The following is a 23,509-nucleotide window of genomic DNA, read 5'->3' as shown; positions in this document are numbered from 1 at the left end:
TGAAGCGGTCCGGCCCGCGCGCCGGACAGTGCGCGCGGGGTGCGGATGCGCGCACTCCGTTCACACCCCGTGTGAACCCGTTCGCACTACGCTTACGGCACCACGCCACTCGGGGGGCCACCATGCAGCCCAACACTCTGCTCGACGCGATCCTGGACGAGGCGGGGATCTCGCACGCCGGGCTCGCCGCCCACGTCAACCAGGCGGGCCGCCGCCGGGGACTCGCCCTCAGATACGAACACACCGCCGTCGCCCGGTGGCTGAAGGGCCAGCGGCCCAGAGGCCAGGTGCCGGATCTGATCTGCGAGGTGCTCGCGGGGCGGTTACGGCGCCCGGTCACGCTGGACGACATCGGTCTCGGCGTACCGGGTGAACCGGCCACCGCGCACGCCGGCTCGCTCTCCGGTTTCGTGGAGCGGGCCACCGCGCTGTGGCGTTCCGACGAACAGCAGCGCCCGCATGTCCTGGGCGCCCCCGCGGTCACCGGTACGCCCGCGGTGATGCCGGTGTGGGAGTGGGAGAACCCGCCGGAGGACGTCGACGTCTCGCGCGGCGGCCAACTCCGGGTCACCGAGGCCGACATCGGCACCCTGCGGGCCGCCCGCGCCCACTACGAGCAGATGTACCGCAAGACCGGCGGGGTCGCGACCCGCACTCGCATCGTCGGCTTCCTCAACGCCGAGGCCGCACCCCTGCTGCGCGGCAGCTACCCCGACGACACCGGCCGCCAACTGCACCGCGCGACGGGCGGGTTGGTGGCCATCGCGGGTATCTGCGCCTACGACTCCGACGCGCATGGCCTGGCCCAGCGCTACTTCCACCAGGCGCTCCGGCTGGCGAAGGCGAGCGGGGACCGGGGGCTCGGCGCGTACGTGATAGCGCTGCTGGTCAACCAGTCGCTGTTCATGCGGGAGTACCGGCAGGCGGTCGCCTTCGCGGAGGCCGCGCTGCGTACGGCGGGCCGGCACATCACCCCGGCGCTCGCCTCCGACCTGTACGCGATGCAGGCCAAGGCGTACGCGCACCTCGGCGACGGGGGCGGCGCGCTGTCGTGCATCCGGCGGGCGGAGTCGGCGGCCGGGCAGATCCGCCCGGGCACCGAGCCCGACGAGACGGGATATGTGCAGCCGGGTCTGGTCAACGTCCAGGTGGCCGAGGCGCTGCTGAGCCTCGGGGAGCTGTCGGCCGCGCGGGAGCACGCGGCGGCGGCCGTGGACACCCCGGCGCACGACCGCGGCCGGGTGCACCGGCTGGCGATGCTGAGCACGATCGAGCTGCGGCAGGGCAATGCCGACAAGGCGGTGGCGACCGCCGTGCAGATGGCTGAGCAGGCGCGCGGCATGGAGTCCCAGCGGCTGCGCGACCGGCTCCGGGCGGTGCGCGAGTACCTGGTGCGCTGCGGCTCGGCCGGTACCGCGGACGCGGCGGAACTGATCGACGGCGCGCTGCGCGTCCCGCTGTAGCGGGCGGGGGGCGCGCGCTGCTGTAGCGAGCGCCCTGTGGGCCGGGAAGAGTCCCTGCTGCGATATTGCCACTTACTCGGCGGAAGGTGGCAGAACCGTGCAGTGGACGAAACAGAACGAACAAACTGTGTACGCGAACCGCTGGTTCAGCGTCAATCTGGCGGATGTGGAGCTGCCCAACGGCTCACATCTGGACCATTTCCTGATCCGGCTCCGTCCGGTCGCCGTCGCCACGGTGGTCAACGAGGCCAACGAGGTCCTGCTGCTGTGGCGGCACCGCTTCATCACCGATAGCTGGGGCTGGGAACTGGCCGCGGGGGTCGTGGAGGACGGCGAGGACATCATGACCGCGGCCGCGCGCGAACTGGAGGAGGAGACCGGCTGGCGGCCGGGGCCTCTGCACCACCTGATGAGTGTGGAGCCGTCCAACGGCCTCACCGACGCCCGGCACCACGTCTACTGGTCCGACCAGGGTGAGTACACCGGTCACCCCGTGGACGACTTCGAGTCGGACCGCCGTGAATGGGTCCCGCTCAAGCTCGTCCCCGACATGATCGCCCGTGGGGAGGTCCCGGCCGCCAACATGGCGGCCGCGTTACTCCTGCTGCACCATCTCCGGCTCGCCGACGGTCAGTGAGCCAGCGCCTGCCAGACGGCGACGGCGAGCGCCCCCAGGGCGGTGAGCGCGGCCACCGAGGTCAGTGGCCAACGGGCGTGTTCGAGGGACTTCACCCGCAAGTTCAGCTCGTCCAGCTCCTTGGCGGTCTCCTCGGTACGGTGGCTGAGCAGTGCCAGCCCGCCTTCGACGCGCGCGTAGGCGACATCGAGGCGGCGGCGTAACTCGGCCAGTTCTCCGTGAACCACGGCCTGCTCCGGTTCGACGGTCACGGGTCCACTCCTTTCCGTGGTCGGACGGGACGACTCCGCATCCCTTGCATGCGCATGCAGAGTCAACCGCCCTGGTGGGCCCGTGGGGAGTGTGTGCGAGCGGCATATGCGAGCCCCCGGCGCACACGGAGTGTGAAACACATGGACCCGGCACCCATCTGAGTGCCGGGTCCATGTGCGGTCAGCACGTGTGCGAGCCACACGTGTGCGATCCACACGTATGCGATCAACGCGTATGCGATCGCTCCATACTTCGCTCAGTACGAGTAGAAGCCCGAGCCCGACTTCCGGCCCAGCCGGCCCGCCTCGACCATGCGCTGGAGCAGCGGGGGAGCGGCGTACAGGGGCTCCTTGTACTCCCCGTACATGGAGTTGGCGATCGACACGATCGTGTCGAGGCCGATGAGGTCGGAGAGCTTCAGGGGGCCCATCGGGTGGGCGCAGCCCATCTCCATGCCGTTGTCGATGTCCTCGCGGCTCGCGATACCGGACTCGAACATGCGGATCGCGGAGAGCAGGTAGGGCACCAGCAGCGCGTTGACGACGAAGCCGGAGCGGTCCTGCGCGCGGATGGCGTGCTTGCCCAGCGTCTTCTCGGCGAAGATCTGCGCCCGGCTGAGCGTGCCCTCGGAGGTGGTGAGGGCCGGGATCAGCTCGACCAGGTTCTGCACCGGGGCCGGGTTGAAGAAGTGGATGCCGATCACGTGGTCGGGGCGCGAGGTGGCGACCGCCAGCTTGACCAGGGGGATGGAGGAGGTGTTGGAGGCCAGGATCGCGTCCGGGCGGGTCACCACCTGGTCGAGCACCTGGAAGATCTCCGTCTTCACCTGCTCGTTCTCCACCACGGCCTCGATCACCAGATCGCGGTCGGCGAACTCGCCCAGGTCCGTGGTGAAGCTCAGCCGGGAGAGGGCCGCGTCGCGCTCCTCCTCGCTGATCTTGCCGCGCTCGGCCGCCTTGGCCAGGGAGTTGTGCAGCCGGGTACGGCCGTACTCCAGGGCGTCGCCGGTGGTCTCGGCGACCCTCACGTCCAGTCCCGCGCGTGCGCACACCTCGGCGATGCCCGCGCCCATCTGGCCGCAGCCCACGACTCCGACGCGCGAGATGTCTCCGGCTCGGAAGTCCGTCACATCGTCCCCTTCGCTGGTTCTCCGGCTCGTGCAGGGCGTCCGGTTTCGGTGCCTGCTCCGATCGTGCACGTTACCGCCAAGTATCGATGATCGATCGACGGGGTAGGGACAAGCCGTGCCTCCGGGACGATCCGTCACGGGGCGGACTCGGAGCGTGTGGGAGGTACCGATGGCGGACCGCGCGGTGACCGGGGCGCGTGCGGGGGCGGGGGCCGTCTCGCGGCGGACGCTCGCGCTGGGCGCGCTGGCCGCTCTGACGACTGCCGCCGGGAGCGCCCCGGCGTACGCCTCCGGGCGGCACCGCCGGGAGATGCGCGGCGTCTGGCTCGCCACCGTCGCCAACCGGGACTGGCCCTCGCGGCCGGGGCTCCCGCCCGAGGAGCAGCGGGCCGAGCTGATCGCGCATCTGGACCGGGCGGTGGCCGGCCGGCTGAACACCGTGATCTTCCAGGTGCGCCCGACCGCCGACGCCCTGTGGCCCTCGCCGTACGAGCCCTGGTCGCAGTACCTGACCGGCACCCAGGGCCGCGACCCCGCGTGGGACCCGCTGGGCACCGCCGTGCGCGAGGCCCACGCGCGCGGCCTGGAACTGCACGCCTGGTTCAACCCGTACCGCATCGCCAACCACACCGACCCCGGCCGGCTCACCCCGGACCACCCGGCGCGGCTCCATCCGGAGTGGGTGGTGCCCTACGGCGGCAAGCTGTACTACAACCCCGGCCTGCCCGAGGTCCGGCGCTTCGTCCGGCTGGCCATGCTGGACGCGGTCGCCGCGTACCCGGTGGACGCCGTGCACTTCGACGACTACTTCTACCCGTACCCGGTGGCCGGGCAGACCTTCGACGACGACGCGGCCTACGACGCGTACGGCGGCGGTTTCCCCGACCGGGCCGCCTGGCGGCGCGACAACATCGACCGGCTGGTGCGGGAGGTCGCGGCGGACATCCGGCGGGTGCGGCCCGGCACCCGCTTCGGGATCAGCCCCTTCGGCGTCTGGCGCAACGCGGCGACCGACCCGCGCGGCTCCGACACCCAGGCGGGCGTGCAGACGTACGACGACCTGTACGCGGACACCCGGAAGTGGGTCCGTGAGCACTGGATCGACTACATCGTCCCGCAGATCTACTGGAACATCGGCTTCCCCGCCGCCGACTACGCCAAGCTCCTCGACTGGTGGGCGGCCGAGGCCGCGGGCACCCGGACCCGGCTGTACGTGGGGGAGGCGCTGTACAAGCCGGGCGCGGCGGGGCGGCCCCCCGCCTGGCAGGACCCCGCCGAACTGTCCCGGCATCTCACCCTGGCCGATGAATATCCGCAGGTGCGCGGGCATGTGTTCTTCGCCGCCCAGGACGTGGCCCGCGACCCGCTGGGCGCGATGGCACGGGTGGTCGCCGACCACTACCGCCGGCCGGCGAGACCCCCGCGCTGACCCCGTTGTCCGTGTGCTCCGGGTTGTCCGTGTGCTCCGGTTACTTCGTCTCGTCCTCGTGGTGGCGGACCTGGCAGTCCGGGCCGGGCGACATGATGGCCTCGTGCCCGTCCTCGAAGCGGACGCGGTAGGGCGGTTCGCCCTCCTCGCCAATCACTTCCACCACTTCGGTGACCTGATCGTGCTGGCCGACCACTCGTCCGTGCTGGACCAGGTGATCGCCCTTGGACGCGCGCATTGTCGGGCCCTCCTCACGGTCACGACCGTTGGGTGACGGCGATGCACACGAGCACGGCGAGCGCGGTCAGCGGTGCCGCCGCGGGGACGTGCTCGCCCAATAGCAGTGCCGACCACACCAGTGTGAGCAGGGGCTGGGCCAACTGCAACTGGCTGGCCCGCGGGATGCCGACGGCCGCCATGCCCCGGTACCACAGGAGCAGCCCGAGGAACTGCGAGCCCACCGCGACCCAGAGCACCCCGGCGATCCCGTGCGCGGTGAGCCGCACCGGCTCGTGGCCGAGAGCCAGCGCGGTGCCGAGCGCGCTCAGCGGCAGGCACAGCACCAGCGCCCAGCCGATGACCTGCCAGCCCGGCATCACCCGCGCCAGCCGCCCGCCCTCGGTGTATCCGGCCGCGCACACCAGCAGGGCACCGAAGAGATAGACGTCCGCCCTGGTCAGGGCGCCGCCGCTCTGGGTGACCGTGAACGCGACTACGGCCGCGGCGCCGACCAGCGCGGCCGTCCAGAAGCGGCGCGAGGGGCGTACGCCGGTGCGCAGGGCGGACACCGCGGCGGTGGTCAGGGGCAGCAGGCCCACGACGACGGCCGCATGCGCCGTGGTGGAGGTCTGGAGCGCCAGCGTGGTCAGCAGCGGGAAGCCCAGCACCGTCCCGATCCCGACCGTCGCGAGCCCCGGCAGATGGCGGGCGGCGGGCAGCGGTATTCGCAGGAGCAGCAGGCAGGCGCCCGCGACCAGGGCCGCGAGGACACCCCGGACCGCCACGAGCGACCAGGGGCCGAAGCTCTCCAGCCCCCAGGCGGTGGCGGGGAAGGTGAGGGAGAAGGCGATCACGCCGAGGGCCGCCTGGCCGGTGCCCACGAGGAGGGGCTCGCGGGGGGCGTCGACTGTTATCGCGGTCGTATCGGTAGCGCTACTCTGTGCTCTCATGAACGAGCGTAGCAGTGTGCGGGAACTGGCGGAACGGTTGCGGAGGGAGCTGGACCGCTACTCACCTGGTGGAAAGCTCCCGTCCAGCCGTGCGCTGGTCGAGCGGTTCCGGGTCAGCCCGGTGACCGTCTCGCGGGCGCTGGCCCAGCTCGCCGCCGAGGGGCTCGTCGTCACCCGGCCCGGCGCGGGCGCCTTCCGTGCCGGGCCGCGTGCCGCGCCGCCGCCCGCCGGGGACACCTCCTGGCAGGAGGTCGCGCTGAGCGCCGACGCCGCGGGGGACGTCGTACCCCGCACCGTGGACGCCTCCGGGGTGATGGTGTCGCTGCCCGCGCCGCCGCCCGGCGTGCTGGAGCTGAGCGGCGGTTACCCGCACCCCGGCCTCCAGCCCGAGCAGGCCATGGCCGCCGCGCTCGCCCGCGCCGGACGGCGGCCCGGTGCCTGGGGGCGTCCGCCGCTGGAGGGGCTGCCCGAGCTGCGGGAGTGGTTCGCGCGCGGCATCGGCGGGTCCGTCACCGCCGCCGAGGTACTCGTCGCGGCCGGGGGCCAGTCCGCGCTCGCCACCGCGCTGCGCGCGCTCGCCCCACCCGGCGCGCCGGTCCTGGTCGAGTCGCCCACCTACCCCGGCATGCTGGACCTCGCCCGCGCGGCGGGCCTCAGGCCCGTACCGGTGCCGGTCGACGCCGACGGCGTACGCACCGACCTGCTGGCCGACGCCTTCCGCGCCACCGGCGCCCGCGTCTTCGTCTGCCAGCCCCTGTTCCAGAACCCGACCGGCGCCGTGCTCGCCCCCGACCGGCGTGCCGAGGTGCTGCGCATCGCCCGCGCCTCGGGCGCCTTCGTCATCGAGGACGACTTCGTACGCCGTCTCGCGCACGCCGACGCGCCCCCGCTGCCCCGGCCGCTGGCGGCGGACGACCCGGACGGCGTCGTGGTGCACGTCGGCTCGCTCACCAAGGCGACCTCGCCCAGCTTCCGGGTGGCCGCCCTCGCCGCGCGCGGGCCGGTGCTGGAACGCCTGCGCGCCATCCAGGTCGTGGACAGCTTCTTCGTGCCCCGGCCCCTCCAGGAAGCGGCACTCGAACTCGTCGGCTCACCGGCCTGGCCGCGCCATCTACGGTCGCTGTCCGCCGAGTTGGCGGTGCGCCGGGAGACGATGACGGGGGCGCTCGGGCTGCACCTGCCCGAACTGGCCCTGCCGCACATCCCGTTCGGCGGCTTCCACCTCTGGCTCCGGCTGCCCGAGGGGGTCACGGAGTCCGCGCTGACCGCCGCCGCGTTGCGCGCGGGAATCTCCGTCACGCCCGGCCGGCCCTACTTCAGCGCCGAACCCCCGGCGGCGCACATCCGGTTGAGCTTCGCCGCCGTAGCGAGCACGGGGGAGATCGCGGAGGGGGTGCGGCGGCTGCGGTCGGCGTGGGACGAAGTGCGATGAAGTCCGCCAAGTCGCATGCGAAATAAGGGTGTTGAGACAGCAGGGGCGGTGTTTTCCGGTCACGCTCGCGACGGCCGGGGTGAGGACTCTTGACCGGCCCCCGTCCGGGGATCACCATCACCGCATGCCACTTCGGGTGACGTTCGTGGCCGCAGCGCACGGTTCCCCGTCGCAGGCGGAGCGGTTCCAGGACGACCGGCCGCTGGACCAGGCGGGCTGGGACGAGGTGCAGCGCGTCGTCGGGTATCTGCTGCCGCTCGCGGCCGCGGAGCTGCGCTACTGCTCCCCGACCCCGCGCAGCCGCGCCACCGGCGACGCGCTCGGCTACGCCCCGCTCGCCCAACTCGCCCTGCGGGACTGCGACATGGGGCGCTGGCGGGGGCTGACGCTGCCCGAGGCGATGGCCCGCGAGCCGCAGGCGGTGGACGCCTGGCTCGCCGACCCGAGGGCCAGTCCGCACGGCGGCGAGTCGATGCTCGCCTTCATCTCACGGGTCGGCGGCTGGCTGGACACCCGGCCCGGCGACGACCACGCCCGCATCGTCGCGGTGGCCGAACCGGCCGTGATCCGCGCGGCCCTCGTCTACGCCCTCCAGGCGCCGCCGTCCGCCTTCTGGAGCATCGACGTACGCCCGCTCTCCACCATCACGGTCGCCGGGCGCGCGGGCCGCTGGACCCTGCGGCTGGACGCGGTGTCGCCTCAGCCCTCGCGCACGTAGTCCGTGGTGAGCACGAGGTCCTTCTCCGGGCCGCCGACCCGCCACACCGAACGCCAGTGGTCGGCGTCGGTCACGGTGAACTCGCCCCGGTAGAAGTCGGCCGCGCAGGGGTGCCCGGCGATGTGCCGCCCGCTGCGCAGGTCCAGGTCGTGGAAGGGCCGCCCGTCCGCGAACCGCACGTCCGCCGTGCCCGGCTCGGGCCCCGCCAGGAACCGCAGCGTCCGCGTCGCCGGCCGCGTCACGCCCTGCCAGGTGAACTCCCCGGCCTCCTCGTGCAGCAGCCCGCCGTCCAGCGGTCCGAACTCGGTGTGCCCGGCGAAGTACCCCTCGTCCGCGCCCGCGAGGTCCCGCACGGTACGGGTGACCCGCCACCGCCCGGCGAGGAACCCGAGCGTGTCCGCCACCGGCCACCACGCGCCGCCCGTCACCGCGTCCTCCGGAACGGCCCGTCCGGCGAGTCCGCGGGCGTCCTGCGGACGGCCTCCGCCCGGATCTCCTGATGCGCGGCATGGCTGGTCGCCCGGAACGCCTCCTCGTACGCGGCCAGCACGCCCCCGGCGCCGCCCCGCCGCCGCACGTACAGCGCCAGCCGGCTCAGCGCCCCCAGCACCACCGCCAGCCCGCCGCACAAGACCAGGTACGGCACCCACACATCCATACCCCGAGCTTACGGCCCGCCCCTCAGCCGGTCACCGCGCCCTCCACGGGCAGCCACAGCTCGGCGTCCGCCCCGCTCCCGTCCCCGGTCGGCCGGACGCGCAGGATCTCCGGGCCGGGGCGGCTGACATACGGGTTCGACGGGAACCACTGCGTGAACACGTCCCGCCACAGCGTCTGGACCGCGAGCGGCATCGGACCGGAGGCCGTGAACACCGCCCAGGTGCCTGCCGGGACGGCCAGCACGTCCAGCCCCTGAGGGGCGGGGGCCGACGTCACCACACCGTGGTAGTAGTCGAGTTCCGTGCCCTCGGCCCGGCTCGGGTCCAGGTCGTCGCAGACCGCGACGACACCCTCCGGCTGCTGGTCCGACAGCTCCGCCAGCCGCGCCAGATCCTCCCGGCCGATCCCCCGGACGAAGTCGATGATCGCCTGGTTCGGCCCGGCGTGCACCAACGGCACCCGCGCCTTGTATCCGACCACGCCGAACGCCTGCTTCCGCTCGATCCGGTGCCGCATGTCACTGTTCCCTTCGACGACGAGGCGGAAGGACATCCGGGGCTGCGAACTGAGTGTCACACCGGCCCGCCGGGCCTCGCTCGGGCCGACCCCGTGCATCGCGCGGAACGCCCTGGCGAACGCCTCGCCCGACCCGTACCCGTACCGCACCGCGATGTCGAGCAGGGTCTCCCGCCCCGCGGCCACCTCGGCCGCCGCGAGCGTCAGCCGCCTGCGCCGCACGTACTCCGACAACGGCATCCCGGCCAGCGCGGAGAACATCCGCCGCAGGTGATACACCGAGGTCCCGGCAACCCGCGCCAGTTCCTCCGCGTCGACCCCCGCACCGAGCCCCAGCTCGATCCGCTCCATCGCCTGGTTCAACCGCTCCAGCACGCCCCGTTCCCTTCCCTCTGACACCGGGAACGCTAGGCGCGCGGAAGCACCCCGGACCCGACATTCCGTGCCCGATTCTGTCGGGTGCCTACGGCATGTACTCCACCGTCAGGGGGCTCGCCACCAGGCACCGGGGTGCGGTCGCGGTCGCGGGAAGGGAGGCGGTGACGCGGGCGTAGCCCTGGGTCCAGGGTGCGGTGGGGAGATCCGGCTGGAGTGCGTCCAGAGCGGCGAGGAGGTCGCGCACGCCCTGGGCGCCCGGAGGCGCCGGGGCATCGGTACCGGTCAGGGCACGGACGACGTGTCCGGCCGCGGTGATGAAGGGGGTCCCCCCACTGTCTCCGCCCCCGCCGTATTCCACCAGTTGCGCGCCCTCGACCGGAACCGGGATCACACCGAGCAGGTGACGGACGGAACCGTGCAGGAGCAGGCGGCAGCCGGGCGCCGGGTACTGCGGGTCGGTGCCTGGAACCGGGTCGGTGAAGAGGACCAGGTCCCGGTCGGCGTCCCGGAGCGTGAAGTACAGCAACGGGGCCTCGAACCACACCCACCCGCCGGGCCGGAGATCCGGCTCGGCGAACCAGCGCGCCGATTCCGCCAAGTGCCCGACCACCTGGTCCAGTTGCCGCCCGCGCGCGCTGTCCGCGTCGCCCGTCGGGGCGTCGAGGTCGATCCCGCCGACGGGTGTGGTCAGGCGGAGGGCGCCGGGACGCCGGAGCCGGCGCGGGTGCGGGATGAACTGCCGCAGCTTGGCGTCGGACAGGTAGATGAACTCGCGCAACGCCACCCCGGCTCTGCTCTTCCCCCGGAAAACAACGAAGGCAAGAGGTTGTACACCTCCTGCCACTTTCAAGATATAGCGCACAGGGGGCCTTGCGGCAAGGCCCTCTCGGTGGCGCAGAATGGGCGGCCGCGGTCGGGAGTGAGGGATATGGGGCTCTCGTGGAGTTTGCTCCTTCTTGCCCGGCCGACAGGTGATTTCGTTGATGGGGCGGGTTGATGTTCGATGTGATCGTGGTCGGCGGCGGGCCGACCGGGCTGATGCTGGCCGGGGAGCTGCGGCTGGCCGGGGTGGATGTGGTGGTGCTGGAGAGGCTGGCCGAGCCGAGCAGCCAGTCCCGCGGCCGCGGCCTGCACGCGCGCAGCGTCGAGGTGATGGACCAGCGGGGCCTGCTGGACAGGTTCCTCGCGGAGAGCGAGAAGTTCCAGGCCGGCGGCCTGTTCGGCGGCATCGTCAAGCCGTGGCCGGACCGGCTGGACACGGCCCATCCGTACGGCCTCGCCACCCCGCAGGCCGTCACCGAGCGGCTGCTCGGCGACTGGGTCCGTGAACTCGGCGCCGAGATCCGGCGCGGACAGGAAGTGGTCGCCCTGAGCCAGGACGCGGACGGGGTCACCGTGGGGCTCGCCGACGGCACCGACCTCCGCGCCCGGTACGCCGTCGGCTGCGACGGCGGCCGCAGCACCGTACGCAAGCTGCTCGGCGTCGGCTTCCCCGGCGAGCCCGCCTCGGTCGAGACGCTGCTCGGCGACATGGAGGCCACCGAGGACCCGGCGACCATCGCGGCGGTCGTCGAGGAGGTCCGCAAGACGCAGTTGCGCTTCGGCCTCTCACCCGATGTCGACGGCCAGAAGGGGGTCTACCGCGTCATCGTGCCCGCCGACGGCGTCTCCGAGGACCGTGCCGCCCCGACCCTCGCCGAGTTCCAGCAGCAGTTGCGGGCGGTCGCAGGCACCGACTTCGGCGTGCACTCACCCCGCTGGCTGTCCCGCTTCGGCGACGCCACCCGGCAGGCCGAGCGCTACCGCGTGGGCCGGGTCCTGCTGGCCGGAGACGCGGCCCACATCCACCCGCCGGCCGGCGGACAGGGACTCAACCTCGGCGTCCAGGACGCCTTCAACCTCGGCTGGAAGCTCGCCGCCGAGGTGCGCGGCTGGGCCCCGGACGGCCTGCTGGACACCTATCACGCCGAACGCCACCCGGTCGGCGCCCGGGTGCTGGAGACCACCCGCGCCGCGATGACCCTCCTCGGCACCGACCCCGGCGCCACCGCACTGCGTGAACTCTTCGCCCGACTCATGGACTTCGAGGAGGTCAACCGCCACATCACCGGCATGATCACCGCTGTCGACATCCGCTACGACCTGGGCGGCGACCATGAACTCGTCGGCCGGCGGCTCCGGGACGTCGAGCTCGAACAGGGACGCCTCTACGAGCACACCCGCGGCGCCCGCGGCCTGCTCCTCGACCGGACCGGCAAGCTCTCGGTGGACGGCTGGGCGGACCGCGTGGACCATCTCGTCGACGCCGGCGGAGAACTCGACGTACCCGCCGTGCTGTTGCGCCCGGACGGCCATGTCGCCTGGGCGGGGGAGAGCCAGGAGGAGCTGCTCGCCCACCTGCCCAGGTGGTTCGGCGAGGCCGGGGTCACGGCGCCGGGTACTCAGCCAGCAGCGCCTCGCTCGCCTTCTCGCTGACCAGGTAGACCGCGGAGGCGATGAACAGGCCGGGGATGTCGGGGAACACCGACGCGTCCACCACCCGCAGCCCCTCCACTCCGCGCACCCGGAAGTCGCCGTCCAGTACCGCCAGTCGATCGTCCACCGGGCCGATCCTGGCGGTGCCGCACGCGTGGTGGCCCCAGGACTGGGTCCGCGCCCACTCCTTGAGCTGGTCGTCGGTCTGGACCTCGGGACCCGGCACCAACTCGCCCTTCACGCCCGCCTCCGAGGCGTTGCCGATCACGTCACGCGCCATCCGCAGCCCGTCCACCAAGCCGTCCAGATCCTCCTCCCAGCCCGGTGTGCCCTCGGAGAAGTAGTGGAACCGGATCTCGGGCGGCTCGGTGGGATCGGTGGAGCGCAGGGTCACCGTGCCGCCCCGGTTCTTGGTGTGTCCCTTGAGCACGACCACGCCCAGCCGGTTCCGGCCGTGGGTGGCCTCCTCGGCGTAACCGGGGTAGTAGCCGTGGAAGTCGAGCGGCATCGCCAGCAGCATGAGGTCGGAGTCGCCGTCCGAGACGCTCGATCTGCCGATGAGGGCGGCGAGTTGGCCGTTGGTGCCGTAGGGGCCGCCCCGGTCGGCGTACCACTCGCCGATCAACTGGTCCTGTTCCTCGTCCGCGAGCGGCACGTCCAGCGACGAGCCCTGGAACAGCGGGTAGTCCTGGTCGAGTTCGGCCACCACCGACGCCTCGTACCGGTCGTGCAGATTGCGCCCCACGCCGGGCGCGTCGACGCGTACGGGGATGCCGAGCCGCTCCAGCTCCTCGCGCGGCCCGATGCCGGACAGCATGAGCAACTGGGGGGTGTTGTAGGTGCCCCCGGCCAGGATGACCTCGTTGCGCGCGTACGCCGTCCCCTCGCTCACCGCGTCCTCGTCCCGGTCCGCCGCGTCCGGCCGCAGCCGGCACGTACGGTCCGACGAGGCGCCGTACGCGCGGTGCTGCTCGCGGTACGCGACCCCCACCGCACGGTCGCCGTCGAACAACACGCGCGTGACAAGGGTGTTGGTCCTGATCGTCAGCAGGTCCCCGACCCGGTGGCGGACGTCGAGCAGCCGCTCGCGGGCGCCGTTGCGGGCGCCGCCGTCGACGGAGACCGGGATGAAGCCCATGCCCTGGAAGTCCGGCGGGGTGTCGGCCGCGTTGGGGTCGCGGGGGAGGGGGACGCCGTCGGGAATGCCGAAGCGGTCGCGGGCGGTGCGTTCGACGGCGCCGATGATGTCGAGGAAGCGGGGTTCGCGGGACGCGAGGGAGGGGGCGGCGCGGGTCGTACCGAGCCAGCCGTCCCTGCCGTGCCGGGACTTGGCGTCCCGCTCGGCCGGAGTCTCACCGGGGAGCGGCTCTGCGTCCTGGCCCTGCCAGTTCTCCAGACGCCGGAAGCGCTCCCGCATCGCCTCCTGGCTCCACCCGGAGTCACCGGTCAGCTCCACCAGCCGCTGCCACTCCCTGCCCTGCGGGAACAGCATGATCAGCGCGTTGACCGTCGTACTCCCGCCGAGCGAGCTGCCGCGCGGGTACAGCACGCCGTCCTCGGCACCGGTGAACTTGGAGTCCTCACGCTGGGTCGCCGGGTCGTCCCAGTGGCGTACGAAGAAGTTCCACGCCATGTCGGGATCTTCGCTGGCGAACGCCTGCATGATCGGGATCGAGTAGTACGGGCAGTCGTGTTCGTCGCCCGCCTCCAGCACCAGGACCCGGTGACCGGCCAGGGCGAGGTTCGCGGCCAGGGGGCCGCCGCCGGCACCCGAGCCGACGACGACGAAGTCGAATTCCTGAGTGGTGTCCGGTGGCTGCTGAGGCATCCCGTCTCCTCCACGCGCTCCCCCCGGCCACTGTGCACCCGTGGGGCCGCGCCCGCCACATCGTGCGGGTGACCGGGGCGGTGTCTACGTTGGAGAGAAGGACGTTTCGCCTGGCAGCCCCTGCCCCACGGAGGTTTCCCATGTCGGACGCGACCGACCTGAGCAAGGACCCGGCTCCCGACCCGGCCGAGGACAACGCGTACTTCCCGTCCCCGTACTCGCTGAGCAAGTACACCGCGCCGAAGACCGACTTCGACGGAGTCCAGCACAAGGGCGCCTACACCGGCGGGCGGTGGAAGGTGCTGATGATCGGCACGGACGAGCGGTATCTGCTCACCGAGGACGGCAAGTTCTTCTCCACCGGCAACCATCCCGTCGAGATGCTGCTCCCGCTGCACCACATGATGGAGGCGGGCTTCGACGTCGACGTGGCCACCCTCAGCGGCAACCCCGTGAAGCTGGAGCTGTGGGCCCTGCCGGAGGAGGACAAGGCCGTCATGGAGACGTACGAGGCGATCAAACCCAAGCTGAAGCAGCCGCTGAAGCTCTCCGAGGTGGTCGCGGACAAGCTCGGGCCCGAGTCGGACTACCTCGCCGTCTTCATCCCCGGCGGGCACGGTGCGGTGATCGGGCTCGCGGAGAGTGAGGACGTGACCGAGACGCTGGACTGGGCGCTCGCCAACGACAAGTACGTGATCACGCTCTGCCACGGCCCGGCCGCGCTGCTCGCCGCCGCACGGGGCAAGGACAGGTCGCCCTTCGCCGGCTACTCGCTCTGCGTCTTCCCCGACGCCCTCGACACCGGTCCCAACCTGGAGATGGGCTACCTTCCCGGCCCGCTGCGGTGGCTGGTCGCCGATCTGCTGGAGAAGCAGGGGATCGAGGTCCTCAACTCCGACATCACCGGCCAGACCCACCAGGACCGCGGACTCCTCACCGGCGACAGCCCGCTCGCCTCCAACGCGCTGGGGCTGCTGTCGGCGGACGTGCTGGTCGAGGCGGCGAAGGACTGAGCCCTCAGGGCAGCGCGAGCACGCAGAACGCGTTTCCCTCGGGGTCGGTGAGGCAGGTCCACGGGACGTCGCCCTGTCCGAGGTCGAGATCGACGGCGCCGAGCGCCTTCAGCCGGGCGACCTCCGCCGCCTGGTCGTCGCCGGAGTGGGGGAGCAGGTCGAGGTGGACGCGGTCGGGCGCGGTGTCCGCTGTGGGCGAGCGGAACAACTCCATGTACGGGCCAGTGCCGTTGGCCGCCCTCAGCAGTACGAGGTCGTCGGTCGCCCGGTGCACGGTCCACCCCAGCGCCTCACCCCAGAACCGGGCCATCGCCGACGGCTCCACACAGTCCACGACCACCGCCGCGATCGGCCCGGTGTCCCGGTACCGCTCCCGGGGCTCCAGCACACAGAACTCGTTCCCCTCGGGATCGGCGAGCACCACCCACGGCACGTCCCCCTGCCCGATGTCGAGGGCCGTGGCCCCGTGCTCCTTCAGCCGCGCGACCAGCTCCGCCTGGTGCTCCAGGGAGGTCGTGGCGAGATCGAGATGCGTACGGTTCTTCGCCGTCCCCTTGCCCCCCGGCACGGGCACGACATCCACCCCGACCACCACCGGGTCCGGCCACACCAGCCCGCCGGCAGGCCCCACATAGGTCGTCACACCGGGACGGTAAGCGGTCCACCCGAGCGCCTCGGCCCAGAACCGCCCGACCCCCGAGGCATCAACGGCCTTGACATTGACGTGCACAGGTCGCAGTCCCATGGCGGTGATCTTATGGGCCGGCCTGGCTGTCGGTGCTCTGTGTCATTATGCGGACGCGTCCCAGGGGAGAGTGGGTCGCGGTCTGCTGATGATCAGGGGGTTGGAATGGGCGCGGGTACGGAGCCGGACGGCTCGTCGAGGTCCGACGAGGAGTGGGAGCGGTTTCTGCGCGAGTCGGTCGCGGGTAGCGCCGACGCGCCCAAGGAGCCGTCCGCGCGGGCCCGCGAGGTGGCGAGACGGCTGCGCACGGAGCCCGACCGGAGCGCCGAGGGCTGGCGCAGCCACCCGCCCGCGCGGCACAAGCGGCGCGTCGGCTGGTACGTGGTCGGACTGCTGGCCGTGCTGGCGCTGCTCGTGGTGGGGCTCGCCCCCGGGCGGGTGCTGGACCTCGTCACCGGTTCCGACTCCCCGACGCCGGACCCCCAGCAGCCCACCGCGCGGGAGCCGTTCCGCGGTTCGCCGGCGGCGAACTGGGCGAGCGAAGCGGCCGGGATCACCATGCCGAAGGCCAAGGCGGTCGGCTGGATGAGCGCGGCCGAGGTCGAGCGGGCCCTCGCCCGCAGCCGGGACTTCCTCGTCGCGTCCAGCCTGGACCGCGCGGTGCTGCGGGGCGAGCGGCCCGAGAAGGCGATCGCACTGATCAACCCGCACCAGAAGGACGTCCAGGCCCTGCTGAAGACCGCCTTCCGCACCCCGACGGAGCAGCACGACCCCCTCTTCCTCTTCAGCCGGTTCCAGCCCTCCCACGCCCACCTGGTGGGCGACGTCGTGAAGACGCGGGGTGGCCTCACCTACCGCGAGGGCGAGCGCGGCGCGCTCCGGGTGACCGCCGACGTCACCTTCGTCTACCCGGTAGCCCGCCCCGCCGACGACGAGATCGTGCGCACGATCGTCCGCCGCGAACTGGTCCTGAGCTGGGACGACCCCGACAAGGTGCACACCGAACCGGGCACCTTCTCGATCGCCTCCTACAAGTACGACGTGACCAACGGCGGCTGCGGCGCCCCCACGGGCTACTTCGTCCCACCCTTCGGCCCCTCCCACCCGGCGAACGAGTCCGACAGGCGGGTCGACCCGTACGACACCGACAAGCCGTTCGAGTCGGGCGGCACGTCCAGGGCGGACGAGTGCGGGAGGGCGATCCGGTCCTAGCGGGCGCGCCCCACCCGCCCCACCCGCCTTCTTCGTACACCTGATTGCATAAATCTGCGGCGCTACGTATAGTCATGCCAGTCGAAGGAGGCTGACATGGTGGTGCGCGCGGCGGTGGCCGGGGCCAGTGGGTATGCGGGTGGGGAGTTGCTGCGGCTGCTCCTCGGGCATGCCGGGGTCGAGGTCGGGACGCTCACCGGGCACTCCAGTGCGGGGCGACGGCTCGGTGAGCTGCAGCCGCAGCTCGCGCCGCTGGCCGAGCGGGTGCTGGCGGAGACGACCGCCGAGGCCCTCGCCGGGCATGACGTGGTGTTCCTGGCGCTGCCCCACGGCCAGTCCGCCGCCGTCGCCGAGCAGCTCGGCCCGGACGTGCTCGTGATCGACCTGGGCGCCGACTTCCGGCTCACGGACCCCGCCGACTGGGAGCGGTTCTACGGCTCCCCGCACGCCGGCACCTGGCCCTACGGCCTGCCCGAACTCCCTGGCGCACGGGCCGCGTTGGAGGGTGCCAAGCGCATCGCCGTACCCGGCTGCTACCCGACCGCCGTCTCCCTCGCCCTCTTCCCCGCCTACGAAGCCGGACTCACCGAGCCCGAGGCCGTGATCGTCGCCGCCTCCGGCACCTCCGGGGCCGGCAAGGCGCCCAAGGCGCATCTGCTCGGCAGTGAGGTCATGGGCTCCATGAGCCCGTACGGCGTCGGCGGCGGGCACCGGCACACCCCCGAGATGATCCAGAACCTCAGCGCGGCCGCCGGGGAGCGGGTGAGCGTCTCGTTCACCCCGACCCTCGCGCCCATGCCCCGCGGCATCCTCGCCACGTGCAGCGCCAGGGCACGCGCCGGGGTCACCGCGGAGACGGTCCGCGCGGTCTACGAGAAGGCGTACGCCGACGAGCCGTTTCTCAGGCTGCTGCCCGAGGGGCAGTGGCCGGCCACCGGCGCCGTCACCGGCTCCAACGCCGTCCAGGCGCAGGTCGCCCTGGACGCGGAGACCGGCCGGGTCATCGTGATCAGCGCCATCGACAACCTGACCAAGGGCACCGCGGGCGGTGCCGTACAGAGCATGAACATCGCCCTCGGGCTCGACGAGACCACCGGGCTTTCCACGATCGGAGTCGCGCCTTGAGCGTCACAGCGGCCAAGGGATTCACCGCGGCGGGCATCGCCGCCGGGATCAAGCAGAACGGCAACCCCGACCTGGCCCTCGTGGTCAACACCGGCCCCCGACGAGCCGCCGCCGGCGTCTTCACCGCCAACCGCGTCAAGGCCGCCCCGGTGCTGTGGTCCGAGCAGGTCCTCAAGAGCGGCCAGATCAGCGCGGTCGTCCTCAACTCCGGCGGCGCCAACGCCTGCACCGGCCCCCAGGGCTTCCAGGACACCCACGCCACCGCCGAGAAGGCCGGCGAGGTCCTCGGCCGCGGCGCCATCGAGGTCGCCGTCTGCTCCACCGGCCTCATCGGCGTGACCCTGCCCATGGACAAGCTGCTCCCCGGCGTCGAGAAGGCCGCGGCCGCGCTGAGCGAGCACGGCGGCGAGAAGGCCGCCCTCGCCATCAAGACCACCGACACCCACCACAAGACCGCCGTGGTGAGCCGGGACGGCTGGACGGTCGGCGGCATGGCCAAGGGCGCCGGCATGCTCGCCCCCGGCCTCGCCACCATGCTGGTCGTCCTCACCACCGACGCCGACCTCACCGACGCCGAGCTGGACAAGGCGCTGCGCGACGCCACCAAGGTCACCTTCGACCGCGTCGACTCCGACGGCTGCATGTCCACCAACGACACCGTCCTGCTGCTCTCCTCCGGCGCCTCCGGCATCACCCCCGGCTACGACGAGTTCGCCGACGCCGTCCGCGAGGCCTGCGCCGACCTCGGCCGCCAGCTCATCGGGGACGCCGAGGGCGCCAGCAAGGACATCAAGGTCGAGGTGATCAACGCGGCCACCGAGGAGGACGCCGTGGAGGTCGGCCGGTCCATCGCCCGCAACAACCTCCTCAAGTGCGCCCTGCACGGCGAGGACCCCAACTGGGGCCGCGTGCTCTCCGCCATCGGCACCACGAAGGCCGCCTTCGAGCCCGACCGGCTGAACGTCGCCATCAACGGCGTCTGGGTCTGCAAGGGCGGCTCGGTGGGCGAGGACCGCGACCTGGTCGACATGCGCTACCGCGAGGTGCACATCGTTGCCGACCTCGCCGCCGGCACCGAGACCGCCACCATCTGGACCAACGACCTGACCGCGGACTACGTCCACGAGAACAGCGCGTACTCGTCATGAGCACCCCGACGCGGAAGCACACCGCGCTCCCCAAGGCCCGCATCCTCGTCGAGGCGCTGCCCTGGCTCACCCGGCACCACGGCAAGACCGTCGTCATCAAGTTCGGCGGCAACGCCATGGTGGACGAGGGCCTGAAGGCCGCCTTCGCCCAGGACGTCGTCTTCCTGCGCCACGCCGGGCTCAAGCCGGTCGTCGTGCACGGCGGCGGACCGCAGATCAGCGCCGCGCTCGACCGGCACGGCATCGTCAGCGAGTTCAAGGCCGGGCTCCGGGTCACCACCGAGGAGGCCATGGACGTCGTACGGATGGTGCTCGCGGGGCAGGTCCAGCGCGAGCTGGTCGGCCTGCTCAACGCGCACGGCCCGCTCGCCGTCGGCCTCACCGGCGAGGACGCCCACACCATCACCGCGACCCGGCACCGGCCGAGGATCGACGGCGAACTCATCGACATCGGACGCGTCGGCGAGATCACCGAGATCGACACCGGCGCCATCGAGGCCCTGCTCGCCGACGGCCGCATCCCGGTCGTCTCCTCCATCGCCCGCTCCGAGGACGACGGTCATGTCTACAACGTCAATGCTGATACGGCGGCTGCGGCACTCGCTGCTGCGCTGGGCGCCGAAACCCTCATGGTCCTCACCGACGTCGAGGGACTCTACGAGGACTGGCCGCACTCCGACGAGGTGATCAGCCGCCTCACCGCCACCGAGCTGGAGAAACTGCTGCCCGACCTCTCCTCGGGCATGGTGCCCAAGATGGAGGGCTGCCTGCACGCCGTACGCAACGGCGTGCGCACCGCCCGCGTCATCGACGGCCGCGTCCAGCACTCGATCCTGCTGGAGATCTTCACCGACGAGGGCATCGGCACCATGGTCGTGCCCGACGAGCCGGACACCCCGGGGGAGTCATGAGCAACGAGGAACTGACCGCGCGCTGGCAGGGCGCCCTCATGAACAACTACGGCACCCCGCGCCTCCCCCTCGTACGGGGTGAGGGAACGGCCGTATGGGACGCCGACGGCAAGCGCTATCTGGACTTCGTCGGCGGGATCGCGGTGAACGCCCTCGGGCACGCCCACCCGGCGGTCGTCCGCGCGGTCAGCGAGCAGATCGGCACCCTCGGCCATGTGTCCAACCTGTTCGTCGCCGAGCCGCCCGTCACCCTCGCCGAGCGCCTGCTGCGGCTGTTCGGCCGGGACGGCAAGGTGTTCTTCTGCAACTCCGGCGCCGAGGCCAACGAGGGCGCGCTGAAGATCGGCCGGCTCACCGGGCGCACCCACATGGTGGCGACCGAGGGCGGCTTCCACGGCCGCACCATGGGCGCGCTCGCCCTCACCGGCCAGCCCGCCAAGCAGGAGCCGTTCCGCCCGCTGCCCGGCGACGTCACGCACGTCCCGTACGGCGACCCGCAGGCGCTCGCCGCCGCCGTCACCCCGGACACCGCCATGGTGATCATCGAGCCGGTCCAGGGCGAGAGCGGGGTCGTGGTGCCGCCGCCCGGCTACCTCAAGGCCGCCCGCGCCATCACCGCCGCCACCGGCGCGCTGCTCGTGCTGGACGAGGTGCAGACCGGCGTCGGCCGCACCGGCGACTGGTTCGCCTACCAGGCCCACGAGGGCGTACTGCCCGACGTGGTCACCCTCGCCAAGGGGCTCGGCGGCGGACTGCCGCTCGGCGCCACCATCGCCTTCGGCCGCGCCGCCGACCTGCTTCAGCCCGGCCAGCACGGCACCACCTTCGGCGGCAACCCGGTCGCCTGCGCCGCCGGACTCGCCGTCCTGGACACCATCGAGGACGAGGGCCTGCTCGCCAACACCAAGCGGCAGAGCGAGGCCCTGCGCGCCGGGATCGAGGCGCTGGGCCACCCGCTGGTCGACCATGTCCGGGGTGCGGGCCTGCTGCTGGGTATCGTGCTCACCGGGCCGCACGCGGCGCACGCGCAGGCGGCGGCCCAGGAGGCCGGGTTCCTGGTGAACGCGCCCGCCCCCGACGTCGTGAGGATCATGCCCCCGCTGAACCTCCGCGACGACGAGGTGGACGCCTTCCTCCAGGCGCTGCCCGGCATCCTCGACGCAAGCACCGAGGACGGACGACCCCGAGAATGAGACGACGATGAGCCAGGCGCAGGACCACGATCAGGCGGCGGGCGGACCCGCCGTACCGCAGACCCGGACGGCCCGACACCGCCGGATCGTGGACATCCTCAACCGGCAGCCGGTGCGCTCGCAGAGCCAGCTCGCCAAGCTGCTCGCCGACGACGGGCTGAGCGTCACCCAGGCGACGCTCTCCCGCGACCTGGACGAGCTGAACGCGGTCAAGATCCGCAACACCGACGGCGACCTGATCTACGCGGTGCCCAGCGAGGGCGGTTTCCGCACCCCGCGCGCCCCGCTGGGCGGCTCCGCCAAGGAGGAGCGGATGCGGCGGCTCTCCCAGGAGCTGCTGATCTCCGCCGAGGCGTCCGCCAACCTCGTCGTGCTGCGCACCCCGCCCGGCGCCGCCCAGTTCCTCGCCTCGGCCATCGACCAGGCCGAACTCCACGACGTCCTCGGCACCATCGCCGGTGACGACACCCTGATGCTGATCAGCCGGGACGCCACCGGCGGCCAGGCCCTCGCGGACCACCTGCTGAGGCTGGCCCAGAACGCGCCGTAGGCGAGGCTCCCGCTCAGCCCAGCCGGGTCGCCAGACCCCCCGTGCAGCGGACCTCGTCGCCCGCGGTGATCAGCAGACCCTCCACGTCCGGAAGGGACTCCAGCCAGGCCAGGCCCGCCCGGGAGCCCATCGCGAAGGCGGCGGTGGCCCAGCAGTCGGCCCAGGTCAGCCGGGGTGTCACCACCGTCACGGCGACCAGGTCGGTCACCGCGGAGCGGCCGGTGCGCGGGTCGACGATGTGCGCGCCCCGCTCCGCCGTGCCCGACGTCGCCACCGCCAGCTCGTCCGCGCCGGCCGCCGACACCACCGCCGCCAGGCCGCCCGGCCTGAGCGGATCGGCCACGCCCACCCGCCAGGCCCGGTGCGGCTCGGGCGCGCCCACCATCTGGACGTCACCCCCGCCGTTCACGCTGACCCCGCACACCCCGGTGACGGCGGCCAGTGTGCGCGCGGCCCGCTCGGCCGACCAGCCCTTGACGATCCCGGTCGGGTCGAGCGTCCCCCGGTACCGGGTGCTGAACCAGCCGTCGCTCACCCGCTCCGCCTCGGCCGCCAGTGCCAGCACCTCGCGCACCTCGGGGGCGCACTGCTGCGGTGTCAGCTCCTCGCGGGCCAGCCGGGACACCTCGCTGTCCGCGCGGTAGGTGCTGAACACGGCGTCGACCCGGTGCAGTCCCGCGACCGCCCTCTCCAGCGCCGCGCGCACCTCACCGGGGTCGCCGCCGCGCACGTCGAAGGAGAAGACGGTGCCCATGACCTCCTCCGCGTGCCGCAGCACATGCGGTGTCCCCGCCCGCTCGGCCACCGTCTCAGCCACCGGCCTGGTCCAGCGCGGACTGGAGCGACTTCTTGTACCCGGTGCTGGTGTAGGTCGCCCCGGACACCGAGTCGATCTCCGCGCTGCCCGCCGCGACCGCCGCCCGGTTCAGCCGGGGCACCGCGAGCGCGGTCTTCTCGTCGCTCGTCGGGCCCTTGGGCGCCTGGACCGCCTCGGCCTTGGTGATCTTCTTCCCGCTGAGCGTGACCCGCACCTGGACGGCCCCGTACGGCGTCTGCTCCGCACCGCCGGTGACCGTACGCGCCTGCGCCGCGCCGGAACTCCCGCCCGTGGGAGCCTTCTTGACCTTGTCCAGCGCCGACTGGAGCGACTTCTTGTACCCCGTGCTGGTGTAGGTCGCCCCGGACACCGAGTCGATCTCCGCGTTCTGCGTCGCGAGGACCGCCTGGTTCAGCCGGGGCACCGCCAGCGCGGTCTTCTCGTCGCTCGTCGGGCCCTTCGGCGCCTCGACGGCCTCCGCCTTGGTGATCTTCCCGCCGCTGACCGTCAGCCGGACGCGCACAGCGCCGTACGGCGTCTGTGCCGCGTCCCCGGTGACCGTGCCGGCCCGGTCGGACGCCGGGGCGCCGCCGCCGGACCCGCCCTGCGGGGACTCCTGCGCGGCGGCCGACGCCGGCGGGGCGGCAGCCGAGGCCGACGCCGGGTCGGACGCGGGCTTCAGCGACAGCAGCAGCACGACACCGGACACGGTGGCCGCGGTGGCCAGCATCACGCGACGGATGGGGTGGCTCTTCCTCATGGCTTCTGG

General features: G+C 72.6%; 25 protein-coding genes. 13 read left to right on the top strand and 12 right to left on the bottom strand.

Annotated elements, in window-relative coordinates; translation table 11 throughout:
- The first annotated feature begins 122 nt into the window (after nucleotides 1–122).
- Together ACZ3HQ_RS26025 and ACZ3HQ_RS26020 are read left to right on the top strand one after the other, a co-directional pair.
- Nucleotides 123–1,463, top strand: a complete 1,341-nt coding sequence (locus tag ACZ3HQ_RS26025) for a transcriptional regulator (RefSeq protein ID WP_355198705.1) — start codon at nucleotides 123–125, stop codon at nucleotides 1,461–1,463.
- Between the two features lie 97 nt (nucleotides 1,464–1,560).
- Nucleotides 1,561–2,100: an NUDIX hydrolase gene (locus ACZ3HQ_RS26020; RefSeq protein ID WP_086691947.1), complete on the top strand. Its 540-nt coding sequence runs from the start codon at nucleotides 1,561–1,563 to the stop codon at nucleotides 2,098–2,100.
- On the opposite strand, the gene ACZ3HQ_RS26015 is transcribed toward ACZ3HQ_RS26020, so the two are convergent.
- Together ACZ3HQ_RS26015 and ACZ3HQ_RS26010 are read right to left on the bottom strand one after the other, a co-directional pair.
- Nucleotides 2,094–2,351 (bottom strand): hypothetical protein, encoded by a 258-nt coding sequence (locus ACZ3HQ_RS26015; RefSeq protein ID WP_467514477.1) that lies wholly within the window; start codon nucleotides 2,349–2,351, stop codon nucleotides 2,094–2,096. The genes ACZ3HQ_RS26020 and ACZ3HQ_RS26015 overlap by 7 nt on opposite strands.
- A 257-nt stretch (nucleotides 2,352–2,608) precedes the next feature.
- The gene (locus ACZ3HQ_RS26010; protein ID WP_467514475.1) at nucleotides 2,609–3,481 is read right to left on the bottom strand and encodes a 3-hydroxybutyryl-CoA dehydrogenase; all 873 of its coding nucleotides are present in this window, start codon (nucleotides 3,479–3,481) and stop codon (nucleotides 2,609–2,611) included.
- Nucleotides 3,482–3,650: 169 nt separating this feature from the next.
- Here ACZ3HQ_RS26010 and ACZ3HQ_RS26005 point away from each other — a divergent pair, with 169 nt between their 5' ends.
- The gene (locus ACZ3HQ_RS26005; protein WP_467514474.1) at nucleotides 3,651–4,910 is read left to right on the top strand and encodes a glycoside hydrolase family 10-like protein; all 1,260 of its coding nucleotides are present in this window, start codon (nucleotides 3,651–3,653) and stop codon (nucleotides 4,908–4,910) included.
- A gap of 40 nt (nucleotides 4,911–4,950) precedes the next feature.
- Here ACZ3HQ_RS26005 and ACZ3HQ_RS26000 read toward each other — a convergent pair whose 3' ends face one another.
- Together ACZ3HQ_RS26000 and ACZ3HQ_RS25995 are read right to left on the bottom strand one after the other, a co-directional pair.
- Complete coding sequence (locus ACZ3HQ_RS26000; protein WP_161149172.1) at nucleotides 4,951–5,148, bottom strand: DUF1918 domain-containing protein; 198 nt, start codon at nucleotides 5,146–5,148, stop codon at nucleotides 4,951–4,953.
- A 19-nt stretch (nucleotides 5,149–5,167) separates the two neighbouring features.
- Nucleotides 5,168–6,079, bottom strand: coding sequence for a DMT family transporter (locus ACZ3HQ_RS25995; RefSeq protein WP_467514472.1), 912 nt, complete (start codon nucleotides 6,077–6,079; stop codon nucleotides 5,168–5,170).
- Here ACZ3HQ_RS25995 and ACZ3HQ_RS25990 point away from each other — a divergent pair.
- Both ACZ3HQ_RS25990 and ACZ3HQ_RS25985 read left to right on the top strand, forming a co-directional pair.
- Nucleotides 6,078–7,511, top strand: coding sequence for an aminotransferase-like domain-containing protein (locus tag ACZ3HQ_RS25990; protein WP_467514470.1), 1,434 nt, complete (start codon nucleotides 6,078–6,080; stop codon nucleotides 7,509–7,511). The two genes, ACZ3HQ_RS25995 and ACZ3HQ_RS25990, sit on opposite strands and share 2 nt — an antisense overlap.
- A gap of 124 nt (nucleotides 7,512–7,635) precedes the next feature.
- On the top strand, nucleotides 7,636–8,229 hold the full coding sequence (locus tag ACZ3HQ_RS25985; protein WP_467514469.1) for a histidine phosphatase family protein: 594 nt from the start codon (nucleotides 7,636–7,638) through the stop codon (nucleotides 8,227–8,229).
- Here ACZ3HQ_RS25985 and ACZ3HQ_RS25980 read toward each other — a convergent pair.
- From ACZ3HQ_RS25980 to ACZ3HQ_RS25965, 4 genes are all read right to left on the bottom strand, one after another.
- Nucleotides 8,211–8,657: a DUF6314 family protein gene (locus ACZ3HQ_RS25980; protein WP_467514467.1), complete on the bottom strand. Its 447-nt coding sequence runs from the start codon at nucleotides 8,655–8,657 to the stop codon at nucleotides 8,211–8,213. The genes ACZ3HQ_RS25985 and ACZ3HQ_RS25980 overlap by 19 nt on opposite strands.
- Nucleotides 8,654–8,887: a hypothetical protein gene (locus ACZ3HQ_RS25975; RefSeq protein WP_467514466.1), complete on the bottom strand. Its 234-nt coding sequence runs from the start codon at nucleotides 8,885–8,887 to the stop codon at nucleotides 8,654–8,656. The genes ACZ3HQ_RS25980 and ACZ3HQ_RS25975 overlap by 4 nt, the downstream gene beginning before the upstream one ends.
- A gap of 23 nt (nucleotides 8,888–8,910) precedes the next feature.
- Nucleotides 8,911–9,780 (bottom strand): AraC family transcriptional regulator, encoded by an 870-nt coding sequence (locus ACZ3HQ_RS25970; RefSeq protein ID WP_467514464.1) that lies wholly within the window; start codon nucleotides 9,778–9,780, stop codon nucleotides 8,911–8,913.
- An 88-nt stretch (nucleotides 9,781–9,868) separates the two neighbouring features.
- Nucleotides 9,869–10,567 (bottom strand): SAVMC3_10250 family protein, encoded by a 699-nt coding sequence (locus tag ACZ3HQ_RS25965; RefSeq protein WP_467514463.1) that lies wholly within the window; start codon nucleotides 10,565–10,567, stop codon nucleotides 9,869–9,871.
- 212 nt (nucleotides 10,568–10,779) lie between these two features.
- Here ACZ3HQ_RS25965 and rox point away from each other — a divergent pair, with 212 nt between their 5' ends.
- Nucleotides 10,780–12,258 (top strand): rifampin monooxygenase, encoded by a 1,479-nt coding sequence (gene rox, locus ACZ3HQ_RS25960; RefSeq protein WP_467514461.1) that lies wholly within the window; start codon nucleotides 10,780–10,782, stop codon nucleotides 12,256–12,258.
- Here rox and ACZ3HQ_RS25955 read toward each other — a convergent pair.
- The gene (locus ACZ3HQ_RS25955; protein WP_467514460.1) at nucleotides 12,209–14,086 is read right to left on the bottom strand and encodes a GMC family oxidoreductase; all 1,878 of its coding nucleotides are present in this window, start codon (nucleotides 14,084–14,086) and stop codon (nucleotides 12,209–12,211) included. The two genes, rox and ACZ3HQ_RS25955, sit on opposite strands and share 50 nt — an antisense overlap.
- Before the next feature lie 140 nt (nucleotides 14,087–14,226).
- Here ACZ3HQ_RS25955 and hchA point away from each other — a divergent pair, with 140 nt between their 5' ends.
- Entirely contained in the window at nucleotides 14,227–15,099 is an 873-nt protein-coding gene (gene hchA / locus ACZ3HQ_RS25950; RefSeq protein WP_467514458.1) for a glyoxalase III HchA, read from the top strand.
- Nucleotides 15,100–15,103: 4 nt separating this feature from the next.
- On the opposite strand, the gene ACZ3HQ_RS25945 is transcribed toward hchA, so the two are convergent.
- The gene (locus tag ACZ3HQ_RS25945) at nucleotides 15,104–15,844 is read right to left on the bottom strand and encodes a VOC family protein (RefSeq protein WP_467514456.1); all 741 of its coding nucleotides are present in this window, start codon (nucleotides 15,842–15,844) and stop codon (nucleotides 15,104–15,106) included.
- Nucleotides 15,845–15,949: 105 nt separating this feature from the next.
- On the opposite strand from ACZ3HQ_RS25945, the gene ACZ3HQ_RS25940 reads away from it, so the two are divergent.
- From ACZ3HQ_RS25940 to ACZ3HQ_RS25915, 6 genes are all read left to right on the top strand, one after another.
- Entirely contained in the window at nucleotides 15,950–16,996 is a 1,047-nt protein-coding gene (locus ACZ3HQ_RS25940; RefSeq protein WP_467514455.1) for a hypothetical protein, read from the top strand.
- A 96-nt stretch (nucleotides 16,997–17,092) separates the two neighbouring features.
- Entirely contained in the window at nucleotides 17,093–18,121 is a 1,029-nt protein-coding gene (gene argC / locus ACZ3HQ_RS25935) for an N-acetyl-gamma-glutamyl-phosphate reductase (RefSeq protein WP_467514454.1), read from the top strand.
- On the top strand, nucleotides 18,118–19,269 hold the full coding sequence (gene argJ, locus ACZ3HQ_RS25930; protein WP_467514452.1) for a bifunctional glutamate N-acetyltransferase/amino-acid acetyltransferase ArgJ: 1,152 nt from the start codon (nucleotides 18,118–18,120) through the stop codon (nucleotides 19,267–19,269). Before argC ends, argJ begins: the two co-directional genes overlap by 4 nt.
- The gene (gene argB, locus ACZ3HQ_RS25925) at nucleotides 19,266–20,180 is read left to right on the top strand and encodes an acetylglutamate kinase (protein WP_467514450.1); all 915 of its coding nucleotides are present in this window, start codon (nucleotides 19,266–19,268) and stop codon (nucleotides 20,178–20,180) included. The genes argJ and argB overlap by 4 nt, the downstream gene beginning before the upstream one ends.
- Nucleotides 20,177–21,373 (top strand): acetylornithine transaminase, encoded by a 1,197-nt coding sequence (locus ACZ3HQ_RS25920; RefSeq protein ID WP_467514449.1) that lies wholly within the window; start codon nucleotides 20,177–20,179, stop codon nucleotides 21,371–21,373. Before argB ends, ACZ3HQ_RS25920 begins: the two co-directional genes overlap by 4 nt.
- Nucleotides 21,374–21,380: 7 nt before the next feature.
- Nucleotides 21,381–21,923 (top strand): arginine repressor, encoded by a 543-nt coding sequence (locus ACZ3HQ_RS25915; protein ID WP_030812919.1) that lies wholly within the window; start codon nucleotides 21,381–21,383, stop codon nucleotides 21,921–21,923.
- Between the two features lie 13 nt (nucleotides 21,924–21,936).
- Here the strand turns inward: ACZ3HQ_RS25915 and ACZ3HQ_RS25910 are convergent, their stop codons facing one another.
- Both ACZ3HQ_RS25910 and ACZ3HQ_RS25905 read right to left on the bottom strand, forming a co-directional pair.
- A complete protein-coding gene (locus tag ACZ3HQ_RS25910) occupies nucleotides 21,937–22,677 on the bottom strand; it encodes an FAD:protein FMN transferase (protein ID WP_467514767.1) in 741 nt (246 codons plus the stop codon).
- Between the two features lie 55 nt (nucleotides 22,678–22,732).
- Complete coding sequence (locus ACZ3HQ_RS25905; protein WP_467514447.1) at nucleotides 22,733–23,500, bottom strand: FMN-binding protein; 768 nt, start codon at nucleotides 23,498–23,500, stop codon at nucleotides 22,733–22,735.
- Between the last annotated feature and the right edge of the window lie 9 nt (nucleotides 23,501–23,509).

Source organism: Streptomyces sp. NPDC018263, assembly GCF_055562575.1.
The sequence above is the reverse complement of the archived record's forward strand: the minus strand, read 5'-3'. Positions and strand labels throughout refer to the sequence as shown.